The sequence below is a fragment of the Qipengyuania nanhaisediminis genome, assembly GCF_045862805.1.
Classification (GTDB): domain Bacteria; phylum Pseudomonadota; class Alphaproteobacteria; order Sphingomonadales; family Sphingomonadaceae; genus Erythrobacter; species Erythrobacter nanhaisediminis_A.
Map to the genome: position 1 here is coordinate 1873006 of NZ_AP025760.1, position 21742 is coordinate 1894747.

Here is a 21742-nt window from a genome sequence, read left to right on the forward strand (position 1 = left end):
AGTCGGCCATGACGGGCAGAGACCATATCCGGGCCATCGGCCCCGAGCGCGCGGCACAAAACCGCGAAGCCTTGGCGGCCGAGAGCCGCGAAACACCTGAAAACGAGGCGGAAAGCGGCGTTGCAAGCGACGCACTCGATCTCGGTGAATTCGCCAAGGAAGCCGGCGACGACCAGGATTTCAGCGAGGAATGGGACGATGCCGAAGAGGTAACAGCATCGCGGTTCGGCTGGGTCGCACCAGCCATCGCGATCACGCTGATCGCCGGCTGGACGCTGCTCTATGTCTGGGCGATGCAGGACCGGCTGCTGTCCGCATCCTCGGCTGCGCCTGCCGAATGGACCCGCTGGATTATCGACTGGTCGGTCCCCGTCCTGCTGGTCGGCGTCGGCTGGCTTCTGACCATGCGGCATTCGCGCGCGGAAGCGAAACGCTTTGCCGAAACGGCTGCGCTCCTGTCGCAGGAAAGCACCGAGCTCGAAAGCCGGCTGACCGTGGTCAACCGCGAGTTGAGCCTGGCGCGCGAATTCCTGAGCGCGCAATCGCGCGAGCTGGATTCGCTGGGCCGGATCGCGAGCGAGCGGATTTCGACCCATGCCAGTGAACTTCAGGGATTGATCCGCGACAACGGCGCGCAGGTCGACAGGATCGGCAGCGCCAGTGAAACCGCGCTTACGAACATGGCGCGGCTGCGCGATGACCTGCCGGTCATAGCCAATTCCGCGCGCGACGTGGCGAACCAGGTAGGCAATGCCGGGCGCACCGCGCACGAACAGCTCGACAAGCTGGTGAGCGGCTTTGAACGCCTGAACCAGTTTGGCAAGGCCAGCGAGACGCAAGTCGCCTCGCTCGACAAGCGCGTGGGCGCGATCCTCGAAGGCTTCGAAAACCAGCTTTCCGCGATCGAGACGGTGATCAGTGCGCGGCTGGAAACGGTCCAGGCGCAGGCGGGATCCTATCGCAACGAAGTCGACGAGGCCGAGAGCCGCGCGCTCGAGGCACTGCGCGAACGGAGTGCGGCGCTGCGCGAGGAGAGCGAAGCGCTCTCCGCCCGACTGCGCGAAGCCGAGGACGCGGCCATGGCACAGCTCGAACAATCGCGCGAGCGTTTCCAGACCGGGGTCACCGAGACTGTCGAGAAACTTGACCGGCTCGATGCCCATGCCCTCGCGGCGTCACAGAAACGGATCAAGGAACTGCACGAGGAAGCGCTGCGGTTTGACGAGAAGCTGGCAGCGCGCGACCGCCATTTCCTCGAAGAAGTCACGCGCCGCCAGGAAGAATTCGAAACCCGCGAAGCCCAGGCCAGCGAAGTGCTTGCCCAGCGGCTCGCCGATCTCGACGATGCGCTTGCCGAAAGGCGCGAGAAGCAAGTCGAGGAGACCGCAAAGCTGGTCGAGCAAAGCACCGCCATGTCCGAGCAGCTCGATCGGCTTTCGGCGCTGATCGGCAAGATAGAGGAACAGGGCGACGCGACGCGCGCTGGCCTTTCGACGGGCCTCGAAGAACTGGGTGCGCACCTCTCGACCAAGCGCGAAGAGCTTGAACTCACCGAAGCCAAGCTCGCCGAATTGACCGAAGCCGGCATACGCCTGCTCGAAATCATCCAGTCGGGCGCGCAGCACAGCCGCGAGGACCTACCCTCCGCGATCGATGCCGCGGTCGGCCATCTCGGCTCGGTGGAGGAGCGCGTGTCAGCGGTATCGGGCATGATGCTTTCGACCAGCACCCGCGCCGAAGGGCTGTCCGATTACCTCGTCGACGCCCAGGCGCGGATCGAGGAGACCGACGGCTCCCTCGGATCGCTCCAGGCACGTCTCGCCGAACAATGCGAGGAGGCGCTCGCCAGGATAGAGGGACTACGCGGCGGCTTCCGTCGTCTCAACGAGGAAAGCGACCGGCTTGCCGACGGATCGCAGGCACAATTGCGCGAGGCCCTCGTCCAGCTCGAGGACGCCACGCGGTCCGCCTTCGCAGCGCTCGAAGAAGGCACGCGCGAGAAAGTTGGCGTACTGGCGCAGGAAATCTCGCACGAAGCGGTCACCGAGATCGAACGTGCGTTGCGCAACGACACCGCCGAGACGGTGGGCAAGCTCGAACAGGCCGCCGCCCATGCATCGGGCGTGGGGCGCGAGGCCACCGCGCAGCTGCGTGACCAACTGGCCAAGGTGAACGAGCTGACCGTCAATCTCGAGCAGCGGATCGCCCGCGCGCATGAGCAGGCCGAGGAGAAGATCGGCAACGATTTCGCGCGCAGGATGGCGCTGATCACCGACAGCCTCAATTCAAGCGCGATCGATATCTCATCGGCGTTGTCGAGCGAGGTCGCCGACACCGCATGGGACGCATATCTCAAGGGCGATCGCGGCATCTTCACCCGGCGCGCGGTGCGCCTCATCGACAATGCCGAGGCGCGCGAGATCGCCGAGCTTTACCAGAACGACGATGACTTCAAGGCGAATGTCGCCCGCTATATCCACGATTTCGAAGCGATGCTGCGCGCCATGCTATCGACGCGCGACGGCAATGCGCTGAGCGTCACCTTGCTGGGATCGGATATCGGCAAGCTCTATGTCGTGCTTGCACAAGCGATCGAGCGTTTGCGTCAATAGGCTGACGCTTCCGCCTGACCCGTCGCGTGCGGTCAGGATTTCGGTGGCGGGAACAGGTTGAGGTCGGCGGCGGTTATCCAGCCCATCTCGTAATTGAGCACGAAAAGCGCTGTCAGGGCCGCCGCGATCACGCTCGCGCGGATAACGAGCCTGCCGGGGCGAAAATTGACCGGGGCGCTGTCGGCCTGACCGCGCACCTTGGCGATGCCCGCTTCATCGGCGGTGCGCACGCCAAATGGCAGCATGACGAACGCGGTCATCACGAAGACGAGGAAATAGATCGCGACGATCGAGGTCCACTGCATCAGCGGCTTCCCTCACCAGCATCCTCGCCGGCCAGGCCAGGCATCAGCACGCGCACCTGCGGGTTCTTGCCCGACCAGCGCCGCGCCGCGCGCCGGGCCGCGAGCCGCGTCGCCTCGTGCACTGCTGCAGGATCGCTTGCATCGCGCCCCTTGAGCTTACGGATCGCGGAGAGAATATCTTCGCGGGTTTCTTCGAGAAATTCGGGCAGGTCCTCGTCGAGCGGAAGCCCGATTGCCTCGATCAACGGCTGTTCGCCGCGCGCGAGCACGACCACCACCAAGCCCTCGTGCGCGAGGCGCCGGCGGGTGTTCACCGCCTCGCCATCAGCTGGCGTGATAAGGTCGCCATCGAGCACGAGCCGGCCGCTTCCGATCTCCGCGATCTTGCCCGGCTCGCCCGGCGCCAGCCTGACGATATCGCCGTTCTTCTGAACGATGTTTGCGCGAATGCCGCTCGCCTTGCCGAGCCGTGCCTGCTCGCGCATGTGCCGCATCTCACCGTGGACCGGGACCAGTATTTCGGGCTGGAGCCATTCGTAGAGCGCCTCTAGCTCGGGCCGACCGGGATGGCCCGAGACATGGATGAGGCTCTGGCGATCTGTGACCATCTCGATCCCGCGCGCGGCGAGCTGGTTCTGCATCTTCCCGATCGCAATCTCGTTTCCGGGAATCTGGCGCGAGGAAAACAGCACGACATCGCCGCTCACCAGTTCGAGCGGGTGATTGTCATCGGCAATTCGCGCAAGCGCCGCACGCGGTTCGCCCTGTCCGCCGGTAGCGATGATCATGACTTCGCCGCGCGGCAACCGCATGGCGGTGTCGAAATCGACCGGCTCGGGAAAGTCCTCGAGATAGCCATTATCCTGCGCCACCGCGATGATGCGATCGAGCGAGCGCCCCGCCACGCACAGCTTGCGTCCCGTCTCGCGCGCAACCTCACCCAGGGTCTGCAATCGCGCAACATTGCTTGCAAAGGTGGTGACCAGCACCCGCTTGCCCGAATGGCTGGCGATCTCTTCCATCAGCCCCTTGTGCACCGCGCCTTCCGACCCGGACGGTTCGGGATTGAAGACATTGGTGCTGTCGCAGACGAGAGCGAGCACGCCTTCTTCGCCGATTGCGCGCAGTTCCTCTTCGGTAGTCGGCTCGCCGATGATCGGATCCTCGTCGAGCTTCCAGTCGCCGGTGTGAAAGACACGGCCATGGGGCGTGTCGATCAGCAGCGCATTGCCTTCGGCGATCGAGTGCGCGAGCGGGAGATAGGTGACATTGAATGGCCCGACATCGAACGATCCGTGGTCATCGTCGATGACGTTCAGTTCGACCTTTCCGAGCAGTCCGGCTTCCTCGAGCTTGCGAGCAACGAGATCGGCGGTGAACGGGGTCGCATAGAGCGGCACTCCCAGCTCGCCCGCGAAATAGGGCACCGCGCCGATATGGTCTTCGTGCGCGTGCGTGAGGACGATGCCGAGCAGGTCCCGGCGGCGCTCTTCGATGAAGTCGATATCTGCAAATACGAGGTCGACCCCGGGATATTCGCCTCCCGAAAAGGTCATTCCCAGATCGACCATCAGCCACTTGCCGTTGCAACCATAGAGGTTGACGTTCATCCCGATCTCGCCCGATCCGCCGAGCGCGAGGAAAAGCAGTTCTTTTTCGGGTTGGTAGTTCTTTTTCACAATTCTTTCAGTCGGTTATTCGCTTGCCTGCCGGGCGAGGATGGACAGGCCGTCAATGGTGAGATCGGTGTCGACCACGTCGAAGATGTCGGTGGCCTCGTCGAACAGGACCGCCAGGCCGCCGGTCGCGACCACCTTGGCCGGACGGCCGATCTCCGCCTTCATCCGGGCAACGATGCCTTCCATCATCGCGACATAACCCCAGAAGACGCCGATCAGCATCTGGTCTTCGGTGTTCCGGCCGATCACGCTGTCATTCTCGGGCGCGCGGATCGCGATGCGCGGCAGCTTGGCTGTCTTGCCAACCAATGCATCGAGCGAGAGATTGATCCCCGGAGCGATCGACCCGCCCTTGTAGGCGCCGTTGAAATCGATCGCTTCGAACTTGGTGGCGGTGCCGAAATCGATCACGATCAGGTCGCCGCCATATTTCTGGTGCGCGGCGAGGATGTTGAGCGCGCGGTCCGCGCCGAGCGAACTGGGCTGGTCGACATCGATTGCGAATTGCCATGCCGCCTTGCCCTCGCCCGCCTTTAGCGGGGAGATGCCGAAATATTTCTGCGCGAGAACGCTGAGATTGTGATCGGCACGCGGCACCACCGATGCGTAGATTATCTGGGTGATGTCTTCGCGCGCCACTCCCTCGATTTCGAGCAGCTGGAGCAGCCAGACCGCGTATTCATCACCCGTGCGGCGCGGATCGGTGGCGATCCGCCAGCGCGCCCTCGAGGTGAAGCCGCCTTCTCCATCTGTTTCGAACAGCGCGAAAACGACATTGGTGTTTCCGACATCGGCCGCGAGCAGCATCGCAATCTCCCTTCAGGAAATGTCGCCAGCCCGAATGACACGTTCCGAGCCATCGGCCAAGCGAAGTCGCAGCGCGCCGTCACTGGGATCGAGCGACGCGAAAGACCCCTCGAGCCGGCTGCCGTCGATATCGTGCACGGTCAGCGGCGCGCCCGTATAATGGTCCGAATTGTGAAGGAAGGCCTGGAGGATGCGGGTCAGCCCCTCCTCGCGCCAAGCGGCCAGGTATTTCTCGAAGACGCGTGCAAGCGCTTCGGCGAAAATCTCGACTTTCGGCACCATCACGTCGTAATCCGCGAGCGCTGCCGTCTTGCGGTCCGGCAGGTCCGGCGCTGAGGCGAGATTGACCCCGATGCCCACGACCACCGCGTCCCCGACCATTTCGAGAAGGATGCCCGAGGCCTTGCCCCCGTCGAGCATGACGTCATTGGGCCATTTGAGCTTGGGCCGGCACGCACCGCCGAGCGCCTGGTCCATCGTCTGCGCGACCGCCAGGGCGGCGACGAAGCTCAAGCTGGCCGGGGGCGGATCGCCTTCTCGTAGTTCGACCAGTGTCGAACCTGCAAAATTGCCATCCTGGCTTTCCCATTCACGTGCCTGGCGGCCGCGGCCATTGCTTTGCCGCCGAGCGACCAGCCAGGTGCCCTCGCCCGGTTTGTCGTCCGAACGCAGTCGCGCGGCGAGATCGGCATTGGTCGAACCGGTCTCCTCGACGATCGAAATGGTACGGCGCTGGCTCAAAACGCGATATACAGCGCGGCCGCGGCCTTGTCGGAGAGGTCCGTGATCGAATTGGTCAGGAGATAGCCAAGCGGGGAGATGATCGCGGCAGTCAGGACCAGGAGGACCCAGTGGCCGGTCTCGCTCTTGCCGGTTACCACGCCAACCGGTTCATCGAAGAACATCACCTTGACGAACTTGATATAGTAGAACGCGCCGATCACGCTTGCGGCGATGGCAATCGCGGCAAAGCCGACAAGCCCCGCCTCGACGGTTGCCTGGAACACCACGAACTTGCCGAAAAAGCCGAGCAGTGGCGGAATGCCGGCAAGGCTGAACATCAGCAGCAGAAGCGCCCATGCGATCGCCGGGCGGGTCACGGCAAGGCCGCGGATGTCGGCGAAGGTCTCGTACAGATTGCCGTCGGCATCGCGCAGCATCAGCAAAGCAACGAAACTGCCGAGGCTCATCACGACATAGATGAACAGGTAGACGAGCATGGCGCTCACCCCGCCCGCCGTGCCTACCGCGAGGCCCAGCAGGATGAAGCCGACATTGTTGATCGAGGAATAGGCCAGCAGTCGCTTGAGATTTTCCTGCCCGATCGCGCCGAGCGCGCCGAACACGATCGAGGCCAGCGCGGCGAACATGATAATCTGTTGCCAGGCGTCGGTCTGAACGCCGAAAACCTCGACCACGACGCGTCCCGTGAGCGCGACCGCGGCAACCTTGGGCGCGGTCGCGAAGAATGCGGTGACCGGCGTGGGCGCGCCCTCGTAGACATCAGGCGTCCACATGTGGAACGGCACCGCTGCGATCTTGAAGGCGAGACCCGAGAGCACGAAGATGACGCCAAACAGCTGGCCAGTCGACATCTCGCCGTCGAGCGCCATGCGCAAGCCTGCGAAATCGGTCGAGCCGGTGAAGCCGTAAAGCAGGCTCATCCCGTAAAGCAGGATACCCGAGGCCAGCGCGCCGAGGACGAAATATTTGAGCCCCGCTTCGGCCGAGCGCGTGTCCTGCCGCAGGATCGAGGCGAGCACGTAAGCGGCAAGCGAATTCAGTTCGAGCCCGAGATAGAGCGTGATGAGATCTGAGGCCGAGACCATGATGCTCATGCCAAGCGTGGCGAACACGACCAGCACCGGATATTCGGCGCGCAGACCTCTTTCGCTGCCAGCGGCAGGCCCGTTGAAGAAGGCGGGCGCGACCATCAGGCAGCCGATCGCGGCGAGATAGATCAGGGCTTTTGCGAACAGCGCGAAGCTGTCGATCTTCATCAGCGTGCCGAAGGCATAGCTGTCGGCCCCATCGACGCCGCTGTGAAGGCCGGGAATGGTCAGAAGCCCGGCGACGAACAGCGCGGCGGCCGCGATGATTGCCACCGGACGCGCGAGCCTGTCACCGCCCCAGGCGGCCACCAACAGGAGGACGAGACCAGAGACGGTCAGGACGAGTTCGGGCGCTACGAGCGCAAAGCTTGCGGAGAAGTCCATCAGTGCTCTCCCTCAAGCGCATACTCGACCGCATTGGCCGCCTCGGCACGCGGGGTGCCTGCGGCAAGGTTAGCATCGCTCGCCGGGGCAGCCGAGGCGATCCTCGCATCGAGCACGGCAATGTCGGCACGCATGGGTGCAAGAAAGCTTTCGGGATAGACGCCCATCCACAGGACCACGGCAGCGATCGGAGCCATCATCGCCCATTCGCGCGCGGTGATATCGGACATCGCGGCCGCATCGGCGTTCTTCTGCGTGCCAAAGGCTACGCGGCGATAGAGGTAGAGCATGTAGGCTGCGCCCAGGATGATGCCGGTGGTGCAGATCAGCGCCACGAGGCTGGATGACTGGTAGATGCCCGCCAGCGAGAGGAATTCGCCGACAAAGCCGCTGGTCCCCGGCAGGCCGATGCTGGCCATGGTGAACAGCAGGAAGAACAGCGCGTAATAGGGCATGTTGAACGACAGCCCGCCATAACGCTCGATCTCGCGGGTGTGCAGCCGGTCATAGATGACGCCGACGCACAGGAACAATGCGCCCGAGACGAGGCCGTGGCTGAGCATGACGATCATCGCGCCCTCGAGGCCTTGCACGTTGAAGGCGAACAGCCCGACCGTGACGATCGCCATGTGAGCGACCGACGAATAGGCGATGAGCTTCTTCATGTCGGCCTGAACCAGCGCGACAAGCGAGGTGTAGATTACCGCCACCATCGACAGGGCAAACACGAACCACGCGAACTCCGCGCTCGCTTCGGGGAACATCGGCAGGCTGAAGCGGATGAAACCATAGCCGCCGAGCTTGAGCAGGACGCCTGCAAGTATGACCGAGCCCGCGGTGGGCGCCTGGACGTGGGCATCGGGCAACCAGGTGTGGAACGGCCACATCGGGACCTTGACCGCGAAGCTCGCGAAGAAGGCCAGCCACAACCACATCTGCGCGCCTTCGGGGAAGGAATACTGCATCAGCGCCGGGATGTACGAAGTGCCCGCTTCGGCCACCATCCAGAACATCGCGACCAGCATCAGCACCGAGCCGAGGAGCGTGTAGAGGAAGAACTTGTAGCTCGCGTAAATGCGGTTGTCCCCGCCCCAGACGCCGATGATCAGGTACATCGGGATCAGACCAGCTTCGAAGAAGATGTAGAACAGGAAGATATCCTGCGCCGCAAAGGTGCCGATCATCAGCACCTCCATGAACAGGAACGCGCTCATATATTCGCCCACGCGCTTCGTGATCGCGTCCCAGCTGGCGAGGATGCAGATCGGCATCAGGAACACGCTGAGCATGATCAGCATCAGCGCGATCCCGTCGATACCGAGCGCATAGGAGAAGCCTGCGAACAGCTCCCGGTTTTCTTGGAACTGCCATTGCGCGCCGCCGATATCGTAATTGGCCCACAGCACGATGCCGAGAACGAAAGTCACGAGCGTAGCGGCAAGCGCGATCAACCGCGCGGTCGCGGCCGGGGTGAACAGGCACGCGATCGCTCCGGCGAGCGGCACCAGCATCATGGTGGTGAGGATGGGAAAATCCATGGCTCAGTAATGCCCCTAGAGCAGCACGTAAGTGACAGCACCGATCAGGCCGAGAAGCATGATCAACGCATAGGTGTAGAGATAGCCCGATTGCATCGCGCGGGTGGCCGACGATCCGCGCTGGACCACGGCGGCGATGCCATTGGGACCGAAGCGATCGATCGTGCCGATATCGCCCAGTTTCCAGAACTGGCGGCCAAGCCAGAAAGCAGGGCGCACGAAGATCGCGTGATAGAGCTCGTCGAAATACCACTTGTTGTAGACGAAGCGGTGGAGCCCCGGGAACTTCGCGACGAACCTGCCCGGCGTCTCGGGCTTGTGCATATAGGCGTAATAGGCACCGCCAAGTCCGAGCAGCATGACGATCAGCGCCGAATATTTCACCCAATAGGGCACGGCGTGCATCACATGGATCAGGTCGTCATTGTAGAAGATCGACCCTGCCCAGAAGCCAGCATCGTCGAGGAAGCTCGGCGCGAAAACTTGTCCTGCAAGCACCGCACCCAGCGTCAGCACGCCAAGCGGGACAAGCATGGTGATCGGGCTTTCGTGCGGATGATATCCGCCGGTGCCGTCACCCTCTTCAGGATCGGGAACCGCGTGCGGCCCCTTCTGGCTCGCATCCTCGAGCCGGGCGGGCGCGTGATCATCGGCATGGTGGTGGTCGGTGTGAAGCGCGTGCTGGATATGCTCGCTCTCGGTCCAGCGCGGACGCCCCCAGAATGTGAGGAACATCAGGCGCCAGCTGTAGAAGCTGGTGAGCAGCGCCGCTGTCACGCCGAGCCAGAACGCCATGAGCGAAATGCCGGTGCCGCGCGCGAACGCAACCTCTAGGATGGCGTCCTTCGACCAGAAGCCGGCGAACCCGACACCGAGGTGATAGACACCCAGCCCGGTAATCGCGAGCGTGCCCGCCAACATTGCCCAGAAGGTGAACGGGATCGCTTTGCGAAGCCCACCGTAATAGCGCATGTCCTGTTCGTGGTGCATCGCGTGGATGACCGAGCCTGCGCCGAGGAACAGCAGCGCCTTGAAGAAGGCGTGCGTGAACAGGTGGAACATGGCGACGCCATAGGCGCCCACACCCGCTGCGAAGAACATGTAACCGAGCTGCGAGCAGGTCGAATAGGCGATGACGCGCTTGATGTCCCACTGCGTCGTGCCGATCGTGGCGGCAAAGAAACAGGTCGCAGCACCGATCACGGCAACGATCGCCAGCGCCGTCGGCGCGGTCTCGAACATCGGCGACAGACGGCAGACCATGAACACGCCCGCAGTCACCATGGTCGCGGCGTGGATCAACGCGCTGACCGGCGTGGGGCCTTCCATCGCGTCAGGCAGCCAGGTGTGAAGTCCAAGCTGCGCCGACTTGCCCATCGCACCGATGAACAACAGGATGCACAGGATATCCATCGTGAACAGGCGCATGCCAAGGAAGGTGATGCTCGACCCGCTCATCGCAGGCGCGGCTTCGAGAATTTCCGGGATCGAGGTCGTGTTGAAAACGAGGAACGTCCCGAAAATGCCGAGCATGAAGCCAAGGTCGCCCACGCGGTTGACCACGAAGGCCTTGATCGCGGCGGCATTGGCGGACGGCTTGCGGAACCAGAAACCGATCAGCAGGTACGAGGCAAGCCCCACCCCTTCCCATCCGAAAAACATCTGGACGAGATTGTCGGCGGTCACCAGCATCAGCATCGCGAAGGTGAACAGCGAGAGGTAGGCGAAGAAGCGCGGCTGGTCCGGGTCTTCTTCCATGTACCCCCACGAATAGAGGTGGACGAGCGCCGAGACGGTGTTGATCACCACCAGCATGACCGCGGTGAGCGCATCGACGCGCAGCGCCCAGTCGAAGCTCATGTCGCCTGACTGGACCCACTGCAGGACCGGCACCACCGTGGCGGTCTCGGAACCCGAAAGGAACCCTAAGAAGATCGGCCAGCTCAGGATCGCCGAGAGGAACAACCCGCCAGTCGTGATCGACTTGGCGATGGTGTTGCCGAGCATCCGGTTGCCGAGGCCGGCAATGATCGCTGCCAGGAGCGGCGCGAAAACGATGATGAGGATTTGCGTGTCCACCGGTGCTTATCCCTTCATCCGGTTTACGTCGTCGACCGCGATGGTGCCGCGTCCGCGATAATAGATGACGAGAATGGCGAGCCCGATCGCCGCTTCGGCCGCCGCGACGGTGAGCACCATCATGGCGAAGACCTGCCCCACCAGGTCGCCCATGAAGGCGCTGAAGGCGACGAGGTTGATATTGACGCTGAGCAGGATGAGCTCGACCGCCATCAGGATGACAATCACGTTCTTGCGATTGAGAAAGATGCCCAGGACGCCGAGCACGAACAGGATCGCGCCCACGACGAGGTAATGTTCGATACCGATCACAGCTCGACCCCCTGCCCGATTTCCGGGTTCTTCATGACTGTCGCCTCTTCGGGACGGCGCGCGATCTGCCTGGACACGTCCTGCCGTCCGCGCGCGCCGATCGGCGGTTCGCGATGGGTTAGGACAATCGCACCGATCATCGCGACCAGCAGGATGATCCCCGCGATCTCGAACAGCACGATATAGCGCCCGTAGAGCAGCGCACCGATCGCCTCGATATTGCTGACATCGCTGCGCGCAGCCGCCATGCCGTCCGCGGTGCCCAGTTCGAGCCCGCCTGCGCTGTAAGCGCCAAGGCCCAGCACGAGTTCGGCCAGGAGGACCAGCGCGATCGCGATCCCGATGGGGAAATTGCGAATGAAGCCTGCGCGCATGGCGGCGTAATCGATGTCGAGCATCATCACCACGAACAGGAACAGCACCGCAACCGCGCCGACATAGACGATCACCAGCAGCATCGCGATGAACTCGGCGCCCACGAGCACCATCAGGCCCGCAGCGTTGAAGAATGACAGGATCAGCCACAGCACGCTGTGGACCGGGTTGCGAGCCATGATGACCATGACCGCGCTGGCGATCACCAGGCCTGCGAATAGGTAGAAGGCAATGACTTGGATCATGGGATCAGCGTGTCCGTTTGCGGCGGCGGTTAGCGATAGGGCGCATCGGCTTCAAGGTTCGCGGCAATCGCCCGCTCCCACTTGTCACCATTCGCGAGCAGCTTGGCCTTGTCGTAAAGCAGCTCCTCGCGGGTTTCGGTTGCGTATTCGAAGTTCGGACCTTCGACCACGGCATCGACCGGGCAGGCTTCCTGGCAGAAACCGCAATAGATGCACTTGGTCATGTCGATGTCGTAACGCGTGGTCCGGCGGCTGCCGTCGGCACGCGGTTCGCTCTCGATCGTGATCGCCTGAGCGGGGCACACCGCCTCGCACAGCTTGCACGCGATGCAGCGCTCCTCGCCATTGGGATAGCGGCGAAGCGCATGCTCACCGCGAAAACGCGGGGACAGCGGCGACTTCTCGAACGGGTAGTTAATCGTCACCTTGGGCTTGAAGAAATACTTCAAGGTAAGCGCGTGGGCCTTCAGGAATTCCCACAGGGTGAACGATTTGAGGAGCTGGGTTGCGGTGGTCATGCCTTGAGGTCCGATTTCGTGAAACAATCGCCCATCAGGACGTTTTCGCTTTCGGCAAGAAACAAGATCGCGCCCGGCCGATCATCCGAGATGACATCGGTAACTGCCATGCCAAGTTCCTGCCCCTCGATCTGCCTTTCCATTCTAAGTTGACCCGATCCACCGAAGCCATTGCTTGTTTCCATCGAGAAGGACGCTTTCCCCGCCAAGCGGGTCGGGTGGAGTATCTCGACCGGAACATCTTGAGCGCCGTGTCGTGCTGGTCGGAACAGATATACGTTCAAGGCTTCACCTTTGCGCCCACCGACAGTCTCAGAATAGTCGTCCGACGTGACAAGCCGACATACATCCGAGGCACCGAGCGCAGCCAACGTGGTCGCTGACGGTTCACCGCGATCAACCAAGCGCTGATCAGCGTAACGCGTGGCCATCAGGTAGCCGGAAATTACCGCGACAAAGATCAGGCTCATCGGCAGGAATACCTTCCAGCCAAGCCGCATCAGCTGGTCGTAGCGGTAACGCGGCACGGTCGCCCAGATCCAGCTGAACATGAAGAAGAACATGAAGGTCTTCAGCAGGAACCAGATGAAGCCAGGGACGAAATAGAGGAACTCGATCTCGAGCGGGGGCAGCCAACCGCCGAAGAACAGCAGAGTGCACAGCGAGCACATCAGAAGGATGTTTGCATATTCACCCAGCCAGAACAGCGCGAAGCTCATGCTCGAATATTCGGTCTGGTAACCGGCGACGAGCTCGCTCTCAGCCTCGGTCAGGTCGAACGGGGCGCGCGCGGTCTCGGCAAGCGCCGAGATGAAGAATACCACGAAGATCGGGAACAACAGGATGTTGAAGAAGAACCCGTTGACGATCCCCAGCCCGTGTCCGCGCTGTGCCTCGACGATGCCGCTCATGTTGAAAGTGCCCGCCCACAGCACCACGCACACCAGGACGAAGCCGATCGAGACCTCGTAGCTGATCATCTGCGCTGCTGCGCGCATGGCCGAGAAGAACGGGTATTTCGAGTTCGACGCCCACCCGCTCATCACCACGCCGTAAACGCCGAGCGAGGAAATCGCGAGAATGTAGAGCAGGCCGACATTGATATCCGCCAGAACCACGCCCGCATCGAAGGGAATCACAGCCCAGGCAGCGAGCGCAACGGTGAAGGTGATGATCGGCGCAAGCAGGAAAATGCCCTTGTTCGCTGCCGTCGGAATGATGGTTTCCTGAAGGAACACCTTGAGGCCATCGGCAAAGGACTGGAGCAGGCCAAACGGCCCGACCACGTTGGGCCCGCGCCGCAGCATGATCGCACCCAGCACCTTGCGGTCGACGTAGATCACCATGGCAACCGCCAGCATGAGCGGCAGAGCGATCAGCAGGATACCGGCAATGGTGGCAACGCCCCATGCCCATTCATAGGACATGCCGAGCGATTGGAAGAACTCGGTCATTCCGCGGCCTCCTTGATTTCGTCGCCGTGGAGGATTTCAGCAGAGCACCGCTGCATCACCGCGCTGGCGCGGGCGATGGGGTTGGTCAGGTAGAAATCCCTGATCGGGTATTCGCTGATGGTCCCTTCGGCCTTGGCGCTGCTGTCGGCTTTGGGAAGCTTGCCGTAATCGGCGAGCCCTTCCTCGCCCAGCGCCGGCACTTCGTCGACCATCGCGGCCTGGAGTTCGGCAAAACTGTCGAAACCGACGCTCACGCCCAGCGCATCGGCGAGCGCGCGCAGGATTGTCCAGTCTTCACGCGCATCGCCCGGAGCGAACACCGCCTTTTCGGCATATTGCACCCGGCCCTCGGTGTTGACGTAGGTGCCGTCCTTTTCGGCATAGCTCGCCGCGGGAAGAATAATGTCGGCCGCGTGCGCGCCCTTGTCGCCGTGATGGCCGATATAGACCTTGAGGCTGGTCTCGAACGCCTCGTAGTCCATCTCGTCGGCACCGAGGCTCAGCAGCACTTTCGGCTTGGCGTTAGCGATATCGGCCATGCCGCCGTCCTGCGCGTAGCCGAGCATCAGCGAACCCATGCGCGCCGCGCTCATGTGCAGCACGTTGAAGCCGTTCCAGCCATCCTTCACGAGACCGAACTTGCCTACCAGCTTGAGCGCTGCGCCAAGCGCGCCGGCAGCCAGCGCGGCGCCGCCGAGGATGACAGCGGGACGTTCGGCATTCTTCATCGCATCGCCGAGCGCGGAAGGCACGCGGTTCAGAACCTTGAGGTCGTCCCCGAGGAATTCTGCCGGATAGGTCGTTTCCCATTGCGGACCGATCACGAAGACCTTCGCGCCGTGTTTTACCGCCTTGCGAATCCGTGCATTCACCAGCGCGGCTTCCCAGCGGATGTGGCTGCCCACGATCAGGATCGCGTCAGCGGTCTCGATCCCTGCCAGGGTCGAATTGAAATTGACCGCGGCAAGGTTCGACACGTCGTAGGTCATGCCGGTCTGGCGACCTTCGACAAGGTTCGATCCGCACGCCTTGAGCAGCGTCTTTGCCGCGAACATGGTTTCGCAGTCGACGAGGTCGCCAGCGACCGCGGCAATGCTTGCCTTGTCGCCCGCGAGCCTGTCGGCGATGGTGGTGAAAGCCTCGTTCCAGCTGGCAGGAGCGAGCTTGCCGTCCTTGCGCACATAAACCTTGTCGAGCCGTCGGCGCGTCAGGCCATCGACCTGGTAGCGGCCCTTGTCCGACAGCCATTCCTCGTTGACGTCCTCATTGATGCGCGGAAGCGCGCGCATGACTTCGCGGCCTTTCGAATGCAGCGCGATATTCGCGCCCACCGCGTCGGAAACGTCGATGCTGAGCGTGCGCTTCAGCTCCCACGGACGCGCTTCGAATGCGTAGGGGCGGCTGGTGAGTGCGCCGACCGGGCACAGATCGATCACATTGGCCGATAGCTCGTGGCTTGCGGCCTGTTCGAGATAGGTGGTGATCTGCATGTCTTCGCCGCGATGCAGCGCGCCGATTTCATCGACGCCGGCGATTTCCTCGGAGAAACGCACGCATCGCGTGCAGTGAATGCAGCGGGTCATGATCGTCTTGATCAGCGGGCCCATATACTTCTCGGTCACCGCGCGCTTGTTCATGTCGTAGCGGCTCCCGCCACGGCCATAGGCAACCGCCTGGTCCTGCAAGTCGCACTCGCCCCCCTGATCGCAGATCGGGCAGTCGAGGGGGTGATTGATGAGCAGGAACTCCATCACCCCTTCGCGGGCCTTCTTGACCATCTCGCTGTCGGTGCGAATTTCCTGGTTTTCCGCGGCTGGAAGCGCGCAGCTGGCCTGCGGCTTGGGCGGTCCGGGCTTCACCTCGACCAGGCACATGCGGCAATTGCCGGCAATGCTCAAACGTTCGTGATAGCAGAAGCGTGGGATCTCCTTGCCGGCAAGCTCGCAGGCCTGCAGCACGGTTGCCCCCTCGGGGACCTCGATCTGTTCGCCGTCTACGGTGACTTTAGGCATCGTCTTCGCTTTCTTCGGAGCGGCTGGCGTCGGTGGCCTGTTCCTCGCCGGACTCGTCCTGAGCGGCAAGGAGGCGGTAACTGGCGGTGGCGAGCATTGAGCGCGTGGCGAGCGGGCTGGCATCGATCGCCGGGCCGGACTGGGTGCAGATCATGAAAACCGGTTCGAGCTGTTCGAGCGCATCGGTTTCCTCGACCGAGGCGACATCGGTTCCGAACAGGTTCGCCACCAGGTGCGGCGCCCCTCGCACGGCGCAATTGGCCACCGCGTCGGTGTAGGAATAGGTCTCTGCCGGCTTGCCGATCGCAGCCATCGAAAGCCGCATCAGGAGCGGTTCGTCGCTCGTGCGCTCGATCGCCTGTTCGGCAAGCCCGCCGGCAAAGGGCAGTCCGCTCAGTTCGATCCGGCGATAGTCGCGCGGCATGGCATTGAAGCAGCGATCACTAACCCGCTCACTGGCGAGCTTTTCGATCTTGCGGCTATATTTGAGCGTGCGGAAATCGAGCGTGAGGACTTCGTGTACCTCCTCGACGAATTCGTCGGCGATGCACGCGGTCCACGCCTCGACCGCGAGGCGCTGCATGGTCACGTTGCGCTCCTTGGCCGTGGGCAGGCGCGACTGCGCAAGCGCCGGTGCGGCGATCATCGCGCCGAGCGCACACAGGATGACGAGACGCTTCATTCGGCGGCCTCGAGCGTTTCAGCAGCGAATTTCGCGTTGTGCTCGCGGATGCGCTCCTCGAGTTCGGGGCGGAAGTGCCGGATAAGGCCCTGGATCGGCCAGGCGGCCGCATCGCCTAGCGCGCAGATCGTGTGGCCTTCGACCTGCTTGGTCACTTCGTAGAGCATGTCGATCTCGTCGATCGCGGCATCGCCGGTGCGCAGCCGCTCCATCATGCGCCACATCCAGCCCGTGCCTTCGCGGCACGGCGTGCATTGGCCGCAGCTTTCATGCTTATAGAAATAGGAGATGCGGCTGATCGCGCGCACGATGTCGGTCGACTTGTCCATGACAATTACCGCCGCGGTGCCAAGGCCCGAGCCGAGATCCTTGAGCCCGTCGAAATCCATCGGGCAATCCATGATCTCCTTGGCGGGCACCAGCGGGACCGAGGACCCGCCCGGAATGACCGCGAGGAGATTGTCCCAACCCCCTGTAATCCCTCCGCAATGCTTTTCGATCAACTCGCGGAAGGGGATGCTCATCGCTTCCTCGACCACGCAGGGTTTTTCGACATGGCCCGAGATCTGAAACAGCTTGGTGCCGTGGTTGTTTTCGCGCCCGAAGCTGGCAAACCAGCTGCCGCCTCGGCGCAGGATGGTCGGCACCACCGCGATCGATTCGACATTGTTGACCGTGGTCGGACAGCCATAGAGGCCCGCACCTGCCGGGAATGGCGGCTTGAGACGCGGTTGGCCCTTCTTGCCTTCGAGGCTTTCGATCATCGCGGTTTCTTCGCCGCAGATATAGGCGCCCGCGCCGCGATGCATGAACACGTCGAAATCGTAGCCCGATCCGCTCGCATTCTTGCCGATCAGGCCCGCGTCATAAGCCTCGTCGATCGCCTTCTGCAGGGTTTCGGCCTCGCGAATATATTCGCCGCGAATGTAGATATAGGCGGCACGCGCGCGCATCGCGAAACCGGCGACCAGCGCGCCTTCGATCAGCTTGTGCGGATCGTGGCGGATTATCTCGCGGTCCTTGCATGAACCGGGTTCGGATTCATCGGCATTGATGACGAGGAAGCTCGGGCGGCCATCCTTGCTTTCCTTGGGCATGAACGACCACTTGAGGCCGGTCGGAAAACCCGCCCCGCCCCGGCCGCGCAATCCGCTGGCCTTAATCTCGTCGATGATCGAGTCTTCGCCGCGCGCAATCAGCGACTTGGTGTCGTCCCAGTCGCCGCGCTGTTGCGCTGCCTTCAGGCCCCAGTCCTGGAAGCCATAGACATTGGTGAAGATGCGGTCCTTGTCAGCCAGCATCGTTTGAACCCTTTGCGTGCGTCTTGCCGAAGATGCCCGCGGCGATCGCGGTGATCACGATGCCGCCGAAAATGAACAGAAAGCCCTCTCCGCTCGCGACGAGCGAATAGAGGCCATAAAGCGCGATCAGGACGCCGATGGCGAAAACGATGAGCGTGATGCGGTTCATTGCTCGTCCCCGTGAGTTCGCCGCGCCGATTTGAGCTGACGCAGCGTCAGGACCTGGAAGATCAGGCCCATAGCCATCAGCGCGATGCCGGTCGTGCGGTTGCCGGTCGCGGCGAGGTAAGCGCCGACGCCGAAGCAGAACAGGCCCGCAATCAGCATCGCGATCGTTCCCACGTTCATGACCAGTCACCCCGGTAATCGTGGTTGGCATCGACCATCTCTTTCAGGGTAGTCGGCCCGCCCGACGGTTCGCTGGTGTGCCTCCCAGGTTCCTGCGTGCCGGGCTCGGGGTTCTCACCCCTTGCCAGCGCGTCGAGCACCGCATCGAGGCGTTCGGGTGTAAGGTCCTCGTAATTGTCGTCGTTGATCTGGACCATCGGCGCAGTCGCACAATTGCCCATGCACTCGACCTCGGTAAGCGTCCACAGCCCGTCCTCGGACACGGCGCCCTTCTTCATCCCGCGCTTGGCGCAGGTTTCGAACAATGCGTCCGAACCGCGCAGCATGCATGGCGTCGTGCCGCAGACCTGGACGTGATATTTCCCGACCGGCTTCAGATTGTACATGAAATAAAAGGTCGCGACCTCGAGCACGCGGATCACCGGCATGTCGAGATAGTTCGCGACATATTCGATCACCGGCAGCGGCAGCCAGCCCTGCGTGTTCGTTTCTTCGCCAACTTGCCGCTGGGCAAGGTCGAGCAGCGGCATCACCGCCGATTTCTGACGGCCCTCGGGATATTTGGCGATATGATAGTCGGCGGTTTTCTTGTTCGCCGGTGTCCACTCGAACGAACCCCAGCGCGCGCGAAGTTCGGGCGTATCGGGTGCGGGATTGCGGTCAGCCATTAGCGGTCACACTCCCCGAAAACGACATCGATTGCGCCAAGAATGGCGGTGGCATCGGCCAGCATGTGTCCCTTGCTCATCATGTCCATCGCCTGGAGGTGGCTGAATGCGGTCGGGCGGATCTTGCAGCGATAAGGCTTGTTGGTGCCATCGCTGACGAGATAGACGCCGAACTCGCCCTTGGGGCTTTCGGTGGCGACATAGACCTCACCCGCGGGCACGTGAAAGCCCTCGGTGTAGAGCTTGAAGTGATGGATCAGCGCTTCCATCGACTGCTTCATCTCGCCGCGCTTGGGCGGGACAACCTTGTTGTCGGTGCTCGCGACAGGCCCTTGCGGCATGTCGCGGATGCACTGCTTGATGATCTTCGCGCTCTCGCGCACCTCGTTCACCCGCACCATGAAGCGGTCGTAGCAGTCCGAATTGGTGCCGACGGGAATGTCGAAATCCATCCGGTCATAGACGTCGTAGGGCTGCGACTTTCGAAGGTCCCACGGAATGCCGGCGGCGCGGATCATCGGGCCGGAAAAGCCCCATGCGATCGCATCATCGCGGCTGACAACGGCAATATCGACATTGCGCTGCTTGAAGATGCGGTTGTCCATGACGAGGCTCATCGCATCGTCGAAGAGCTGGAAGAACCGGTTGTCGAGCCAGTCGCCGATATCGACCAGCAGCTTTTCCGGCACGTCCTGGTGGACGCCGCCCGGGCGGAACCACGCGGCGTGCATCCGCGCACCCGAAGCGCGCTCGAAGAAGTTCATGCAGTCTTCGCGCAGCTCGAACACCCACAGGTTGGGCGTCATCGCGCCCACGTCCATCACGTGCGCGCCGATATTGAGCATGTGGTTGCAGATGCGCGTCAGCTCGGCGAACAGCACGCGCAGATATTGCGCACGCTCGGGCACTTCGATGTTGAGCAGCTTCTCGATCGCGAGCACGTAAGAGTGCTCCTGACATAGCGGCGAGCAATAATCGAGCCGGTCGAAATAGGGCAGCGCCTGGAGATAGGTCTTGTGCTCGATCAGCTTTTCGGTGCCGCGGTGGAGCAGGCCGACATGCGGATCGACGCGCTCGATCACTTCGCCGTCCAGTTCCATGATCATGCGCAACACGCCGTGCGCGGCGGGGTGCTGCGGACCGAAATTGATCGTGTAATTGGTGATCACCTGACCATCGGTGGTCGGCGATTCCTCGATCTGGACGCTCATGCGTCGTCCTCCTTGGGCTCGGTAGCCGATTTGGTGTCGCGCACCTCGCCTTCCGAGGCTTCGCGATCGGGGCGATCTTCGGTCGGTTCGGGCACGGTCTCGTCCTGGTCGATATCGGTGTCGACCATTTCCGGCGGATTGGCATCGGTGCCTTCGGCCGCGGCCTCGTTCGCCGCCTCGCCGGCACCGGTGTCTTCGGGTTTCTCGGTAGTCTTGGGCTCGTCGACCGGGGGCGGATCGCCCGCCTTCTCATCGCCCGGGAGCACGTAATCCGCTCCTTCCCACGGCGACAGGAAGTCGAAACTGCGCATGTCCTGGGCAAGCTCGACCGGCTCGTAGACCACGCGCTTTTCATCCTCGGAATACCGCAGCTCGGTATAGCCGGTCATCGGGAAGTCCTTGCGGAACGGGTGCCCTTCGAAGCCGTAATCGGTGAGGATGCGGCGCAGGTCGGGATTGCCGGCAAAGACCACGCCGTAGAGGTCGAACACCTCGCGTTCGAGCCAGCCTGCATTCGGCCAGAGCGTCGTGACCGTGGGCACCGGCTCGTTCTCGTCAGTCGCGCACTTGACCATCACGCGGTGGTTTTTCGTCAGGCTGAGAAGCATATAAACGACCTCGAACCGCTCGTCGCGGTCGGGATAGTCGGCCCCGGCAATTTCCATCAGCTGCTGGTATTCGTGATCGTCGCGCAGGGTGCGCAGCACGGGTTCGATATCGCTGCGCTTGACGGTGATCACGATCTCGCCGTGCTCTTCATGCGCGTGCTCGACCGCGCCGCCGAGACTGGCGCGCAGCACGTCGAGAACGCCGTGATTGGAAGCGAAACGGGGGGCGGGATGAAGGACGCTCACTCGGACACCTCCAGCGATGCGACAAAGGCACGCATGACTTGTTCTTCCTCGTCGTTTGCGGCGCTTTCGCCATCGCCGCCGCTCATCGCTACGGCATAGACGAGGCCGTCGGATGCGAACTGGATCGCGCGCATCACGCCGAAGCTTTCCGGCCCGCGCTCGGCAGCCATGGCCCGGCGGCCGTCAATCTCGGTTTCGTCGATCGAGACGGTGTCGTGCGACTGCTCGATATCACGATAGGCCGCGTCGAAATCGGAGACGAGCGCGCTCGGATGGTCGGCAGGCACGCCGATCGAACTGGCAAAGACGAACATCGCATCGTCATCGATGCACATCACGACGCTTAGCCCGTCTTCGCCGGGGGCGCGAACCGGTTCGGCGCAGGGCATGTGCGCGCTCAGCACGGCGCCTTCGACCTCGAATTGCGCCGGCGTTCCACCAACGGTTTCGGCGCTTGCCTGCGTGCCGAAAGCGGCAAGGCCAGCCACGCACGAGGCGACAAGCGGGTTTTTCATGATCGTCATCC

General features: G+C 62.6%; 20 protein-coding genes and 1 pseudogene. 1 reads left to right on the plus strand and 20 read right to left on the minus strand.

Annotated features, from left to right (window positions below; genetic code table 11):
- Window positions 1-8: 8 nt before the first annotated feature.
- On the plus strand, window positions 9-2612 hold the full coding sequence (locus tag ACKTSM_RS09035) for an ATPase (RefSeq protein WP_407874328.1): 2604 nt from the start codon (window positions 9-11) through the stop codon (window positions 2610-2612).
- A gap of 32 nt (window positions 2613-2644) precedes the next feature.
- Here ACKTSM_RS09035 and ACKTSM_RS09040 read toward each other — a convergent pair whose 3' ends face one another.
- The 20 genes and pseudogenes from ACKTSM_RS09040 to ACKTSM_RS09135 form a co-directional block, all read right to left on the minus strand.
- Window positions 2645-2917, minus strand: a complete 273-nt coding sequence (locus ACKTSM_RS09040) for a DUF1467 family protein (protein WP_407874329.1) — start codon at window positions 2915-2917, stop codon at window positions 2645-2647.
- Entirely contained in the window at window positions 2917-4596 is a 1680-nt protein-coding gene (locus ACKTSM_RS09045) for a ribonuclease J (RefSeq protein WP_407874330.1), read from the minus strand. The genes ACKTSM_RS09040 and ACKTSM_RS09045 overlap by 1 nt, the downstream gene beginning before the upstream one ends.
- A 15-nt stretch (window positions 4597-4611) precedes the next feature.
- Complete coding sequence (locus ACKTSM_RS09050) at window positions 4612-5403, minus strand: type III pantothenate kinase (protein ID WP_407874331.1); 792 nt, start codon at window positions 5401-5403, stop codon at window positions 4612-4614.
- A gap of 12 nt (window positions 5404-5415) precedes the next feature.
- Window positions 5416-6144 (minus strand): biotin--[acetyl-CoA-carboxylase] ligase, encoded by a 729-nt coding sequence (locus ACKTSM_RS09055; RefSeq protein WP_407874332.1) that lies wholly within the window; start codon window positions 6142-6144, stop codon window positions 5416-5418.
- Window positions 6141-7619: an NADH-quinone oxidoreductase subunit NuoN gene (gene nuoN, locus ACKTSM_RS09060; protein ID WP_407874333.1), complete on the minus strand. Its 1479-nt coding sequence runs from the start codon at window positions 7617-7619 to the stop codon at window positions 6141-6143. The genes ACKTSM_RS09055 and nuoN overlap by 4 nt, the downstream gene beginning before the upstream one ends.
- Window positions 7619-9157, minus strand: coding sequence for an NADH-quinone oxidoreductase subunit M (locus tag ACKTSM_RS09065; protein WP_407874334.1), 1539 nt, complete (start codon window positions 9155-9157; stop codon window positions 7619-7621). The genes nuoN and ACKTSM_RS09065 overlap by 1 nt, the downstream gene beginning before the upstream one ends.
- 15 nt (window positions 9158-9172) lie before the next feature.
- Window positions 9173-11236: an NADH-quinone oxidoreductase subunit L gene (nuoL, locus tag ACKTSM_RS09070; protein ID WP_407874335.1), complete on the minus strand. Its 2064-nt coding sequence runs from the start codon at window positions 11234-11236 to the stop codon at window positions 9173-9175.
- Window positions 11237-11242: 6 nt separating this feature from the next.
- Window positions 11243-11548, minus strand: coding sequence for an NADH-quinone oxidoreductase subunit NuoK (gene nuoK, locus ACKTSM_RS09075; protein WP_407874336.1), 306 nt, complete (start codon window positions 11546-11548; stop codon window positions 11243-11245).
- Entirely contained in the window at window positions 11545-12168 is a 624-nt protein-coding gene (locus ACKTSM_RS09080) for an NADH-quinone oxidoreductase subunit J (RefSeq protein WP_407874337.1), read from the minus strand. The genes nuoK and ACKTSM_RS09080 overlap by 4 nt, the downstream gene beginning before the upstream one ends.
- A 29-nt stretch (window positions 12169-12197) precedes the next feature.
- Window positions 12198-12686 carry an NADH-quinone oxidoreductase subunit NuoI gene (nuoI, locus tag ACKTSM_RS09085; protein WP_407874338.1) on the minus strand — a complete coding sequence of 163 codons (489 nt, stop codon included), beginning with the start codon at window positions 12684-12686 and terminating at the stop codon, window positions 12198-12200.
- A gap of 422 nt (window positions 12687-13108) precedes the next feature.
- A pseudogene (gene nuoH, locus ACKTSM_RS09090) lies at window positions 13109-14140 on the minus strand (NADH-quinone oxidoreductase subunit NuoH); the annotation flags it as partial.
- Complete coding sequence (nuoG, locus tag ACKTSM_RS09095) at window positions 14137-16152, minus strand: NADH-quinone oxidoreductase subunit NuoG (protein ID WP_407874339.1); 2016 nt, start codon at window positions 16150-16152, stop codon at window positions 14137-14139. The gene nuoG and the pseudogene nuoH, both read right to left, overlap by 4 nt.
- Window positions 16145-16834, minus strand: coding sequence for a hypothetical protein (locus ACKTSM_RS09100; protein ID WP_407874340.1), 690 nt, complete (start codon window positions 16832-16834; stop codon window positions 16145-16147). The genes nuoG and ACKTSM_RS09100 overlap by 8 nt, the downstream gene beginning before the upstream one ends.
- The gene (gene nuoF, locus ACKTSM_RS09105; RefSeq protein ID WP_407874341.1) at window positions 16831-18135 is read right to left on the minus strand and encodes an NADH-quinone oxidoreductase subunit NuoF; all 1305 of its coding nucleotides are present in this window, start codon (window positions 18133-18135) and stop codon (window positions 16831-16833) included. The genes ACKTSM_RS09100 and nuoF overlap by 4 nt, the downstream gene beginning before the upstream one ends.
- Complete coding sequence (locus ACKTSM_RS09110) at window positions 18125-18304, minus strand: hypothetical protein (protein ID WP_407874342.1); 180 nt, start codon at window positions 18302-18304, stop codon at window positions 18125-18127. Before ACKTSM_RS09110 ends, nuoF begins: the two co-directional genes overlap by 11 nt.
- Entirely contained in the window at window positions 18301-18483 is a 183-nt protein-coding gene (locus tag ACKTSM_RS09115; RefSeq protein WP_407874343.1) for a hypothetical protein, read from the minus strand. The genes ACKTSM_RS09110 and ACKTSM_RS09115 overlap by 4 nt, the downstream gene beginning before the upstream one ends.
- The gene (nuoE, locus tag ACKTSM_RS09120) at window positions 18480-19151 is read right to left on the minus strand and encodes an NADH-quinone oxidoreductase subunit NuoE (RefSeq protein ID WP_407874344.1); all 672 of its coding nucleotides are present in this window, start codon (window positions 19149-19151) and stop codon (window positions 18480-18482) included. Before nuoE ends, ACKTSM_RS09115 begins: the two co-directional genes overlap by 4 nt.
- Window positions 19151-20362, minus strand: a complete 1212-nt coding sequence (locus tag ACKTSM_RS09125) for an NADH-quinone oxidoreductase subunit D (protein WP_407874345.1) — start codon at window positions 20360-20362, stop codon at window positions 19151-19153. The genes nuoE and ACKTSM_RS09125 overlap by 1 nt, the downstream gene beginning before the upstream one ends.
- A complete protein-coding gene (locus ACKTSM_RS09130; RefSeq protein ID WP_407874346.1) occupies window positions 20359-21216 on the minus strand; it encodes an NADH-quinone oxidoreductase subunit C in 858 nt (285 codons plus the stop codon). Before ACKTSM_RS09130 ends, ACKTSM_RS09125 begins: the two co-directional genes overlap by 4 nt.
- A complete protein-coding gene (locus ACKTSM_RS09135) occupies window positions 21213-21740 on the minus strand; it encodes a hypothetical protein (protein WP_407874347.1) in 528 nt (175 codons plus the stop codon). Before ACKTSM_RS09135 ends, ACKTSM_RS09130 begins: the two co-directional genes overlap by 4 nt.
- Between the last annotated feature and the right edge of the window lie 2 nt (window positions 21741-21742).

Excerpts from the sequence above, each read along its gene's own strand:
- ACKTSM_RS09110 (WP_407874342.1), bottom strand. The coding sequence starts at position 18,304 with ATGAACCGCATCACGCTCATCGTTTTCGCCATCGGCGTCCTGATCGCG.
- ACKTSM_RS09125 (WP_407874345.1), bottom strand. The coding sequence starts at position 20,362 with ATGAGCGTCCAGATCGAGGAATCGCCGACCACCGATGGTCAGGTGATC.
- nuoF (WP_407874341.1), bottom strand. The coding sequence starts at position 18,135 with ATGCTGGCTGACAAGGACCGCATCTTCACCAATGTCTATGGCTTCCAG.
- ACKTSM_RS09035 (WP_407874328.1), top strand. The coding sequence starts at position 9 with ATGACGGGCAGAGACCATATCCGGGCCATCGGCCCCGAGCGCGCGGCA.
- nuoE (WP_407874344.1), bottom strand. The coding sequence starts at position 19,151 with ATGGCTGACCGCAATCCCGCACCCGATACGCCCGAACTTCGCGCGCGC.
- ACKTSM_RS09135 (WP_407874347.1), bottom strand. The coding sequence starts at position 21,740 with ATGACGATCATGAAAAACCCGCTTGTCGCCTCGTGCGTGGCTGGCCTT.
- ACKTSM_RS09065 (WP_407874334.1), bottom strand. The coding sequence starts at position 9,157 with ATGGATTTTCCCATCCTCACCACCATGATGCTGGTGCCGCTCGCCGGA.
- nuoI (WP_407874338.1), bottom strand. The coding sequence starts at position 12,686 with ATGACCACCGCAACCCAGCTCCTCAAATCGTTCACCCTGTGGGAATTC.
- ACKTSM_RS09040 (WP_407874329.1), bottom strand. The coding sequence starts at position 2,917 with ATGCAGTGGACCTCGATCGTCGCGATCTATTTCCTCGTCTTCGTGATG.
- nuoG (WP_407874339.1), bottom strand. The coding sequence starts at position 16,152 with ATGCCTAAAGTCACCGTAGACGGCGAACAGATCGAGGTCCCCGAGGGG.
- nuoN (WP_407874333.1), bottom strand. The coding sequence starts at position 7,619 with ATGGACTTCTCCGCAAGCTTTGCGCTCGTAGCGCCCGAACTCGTCCTG.
- ACKTSM_RS09050 (WP_407874331.1), bottom strand. The coding sequence starts at position 5,403 with ATGCTGCTCGCGGCCGATGTCGGAAACACCAATGTCGTTTTCGCGCTG.
- ACKTSM_RS09100 (WP_407874340.1), bottom strand. The coding sequence starts at position 16,834 with ATGAAGCGTCTCGTCATCCTGTGTGCGCTCGGCGCGATGATCGCCGCA.
- ACKTSM_RS09080 (WP_407874337.1), bottom strand. The coding sequence starts at position 12,168 with ATGATCCAAGTCATTGCCTTCTACCTATTCGCAGGCCTGGTGATCGCC.
- ACKTSM_RS09115 (WP_407874343.1), bottom strand. The coding sequence starts at position 18,483 with ATGAACGTGGGAACGATCGCGATGCTGATTGCGGGCCTGTTCTGCTTC.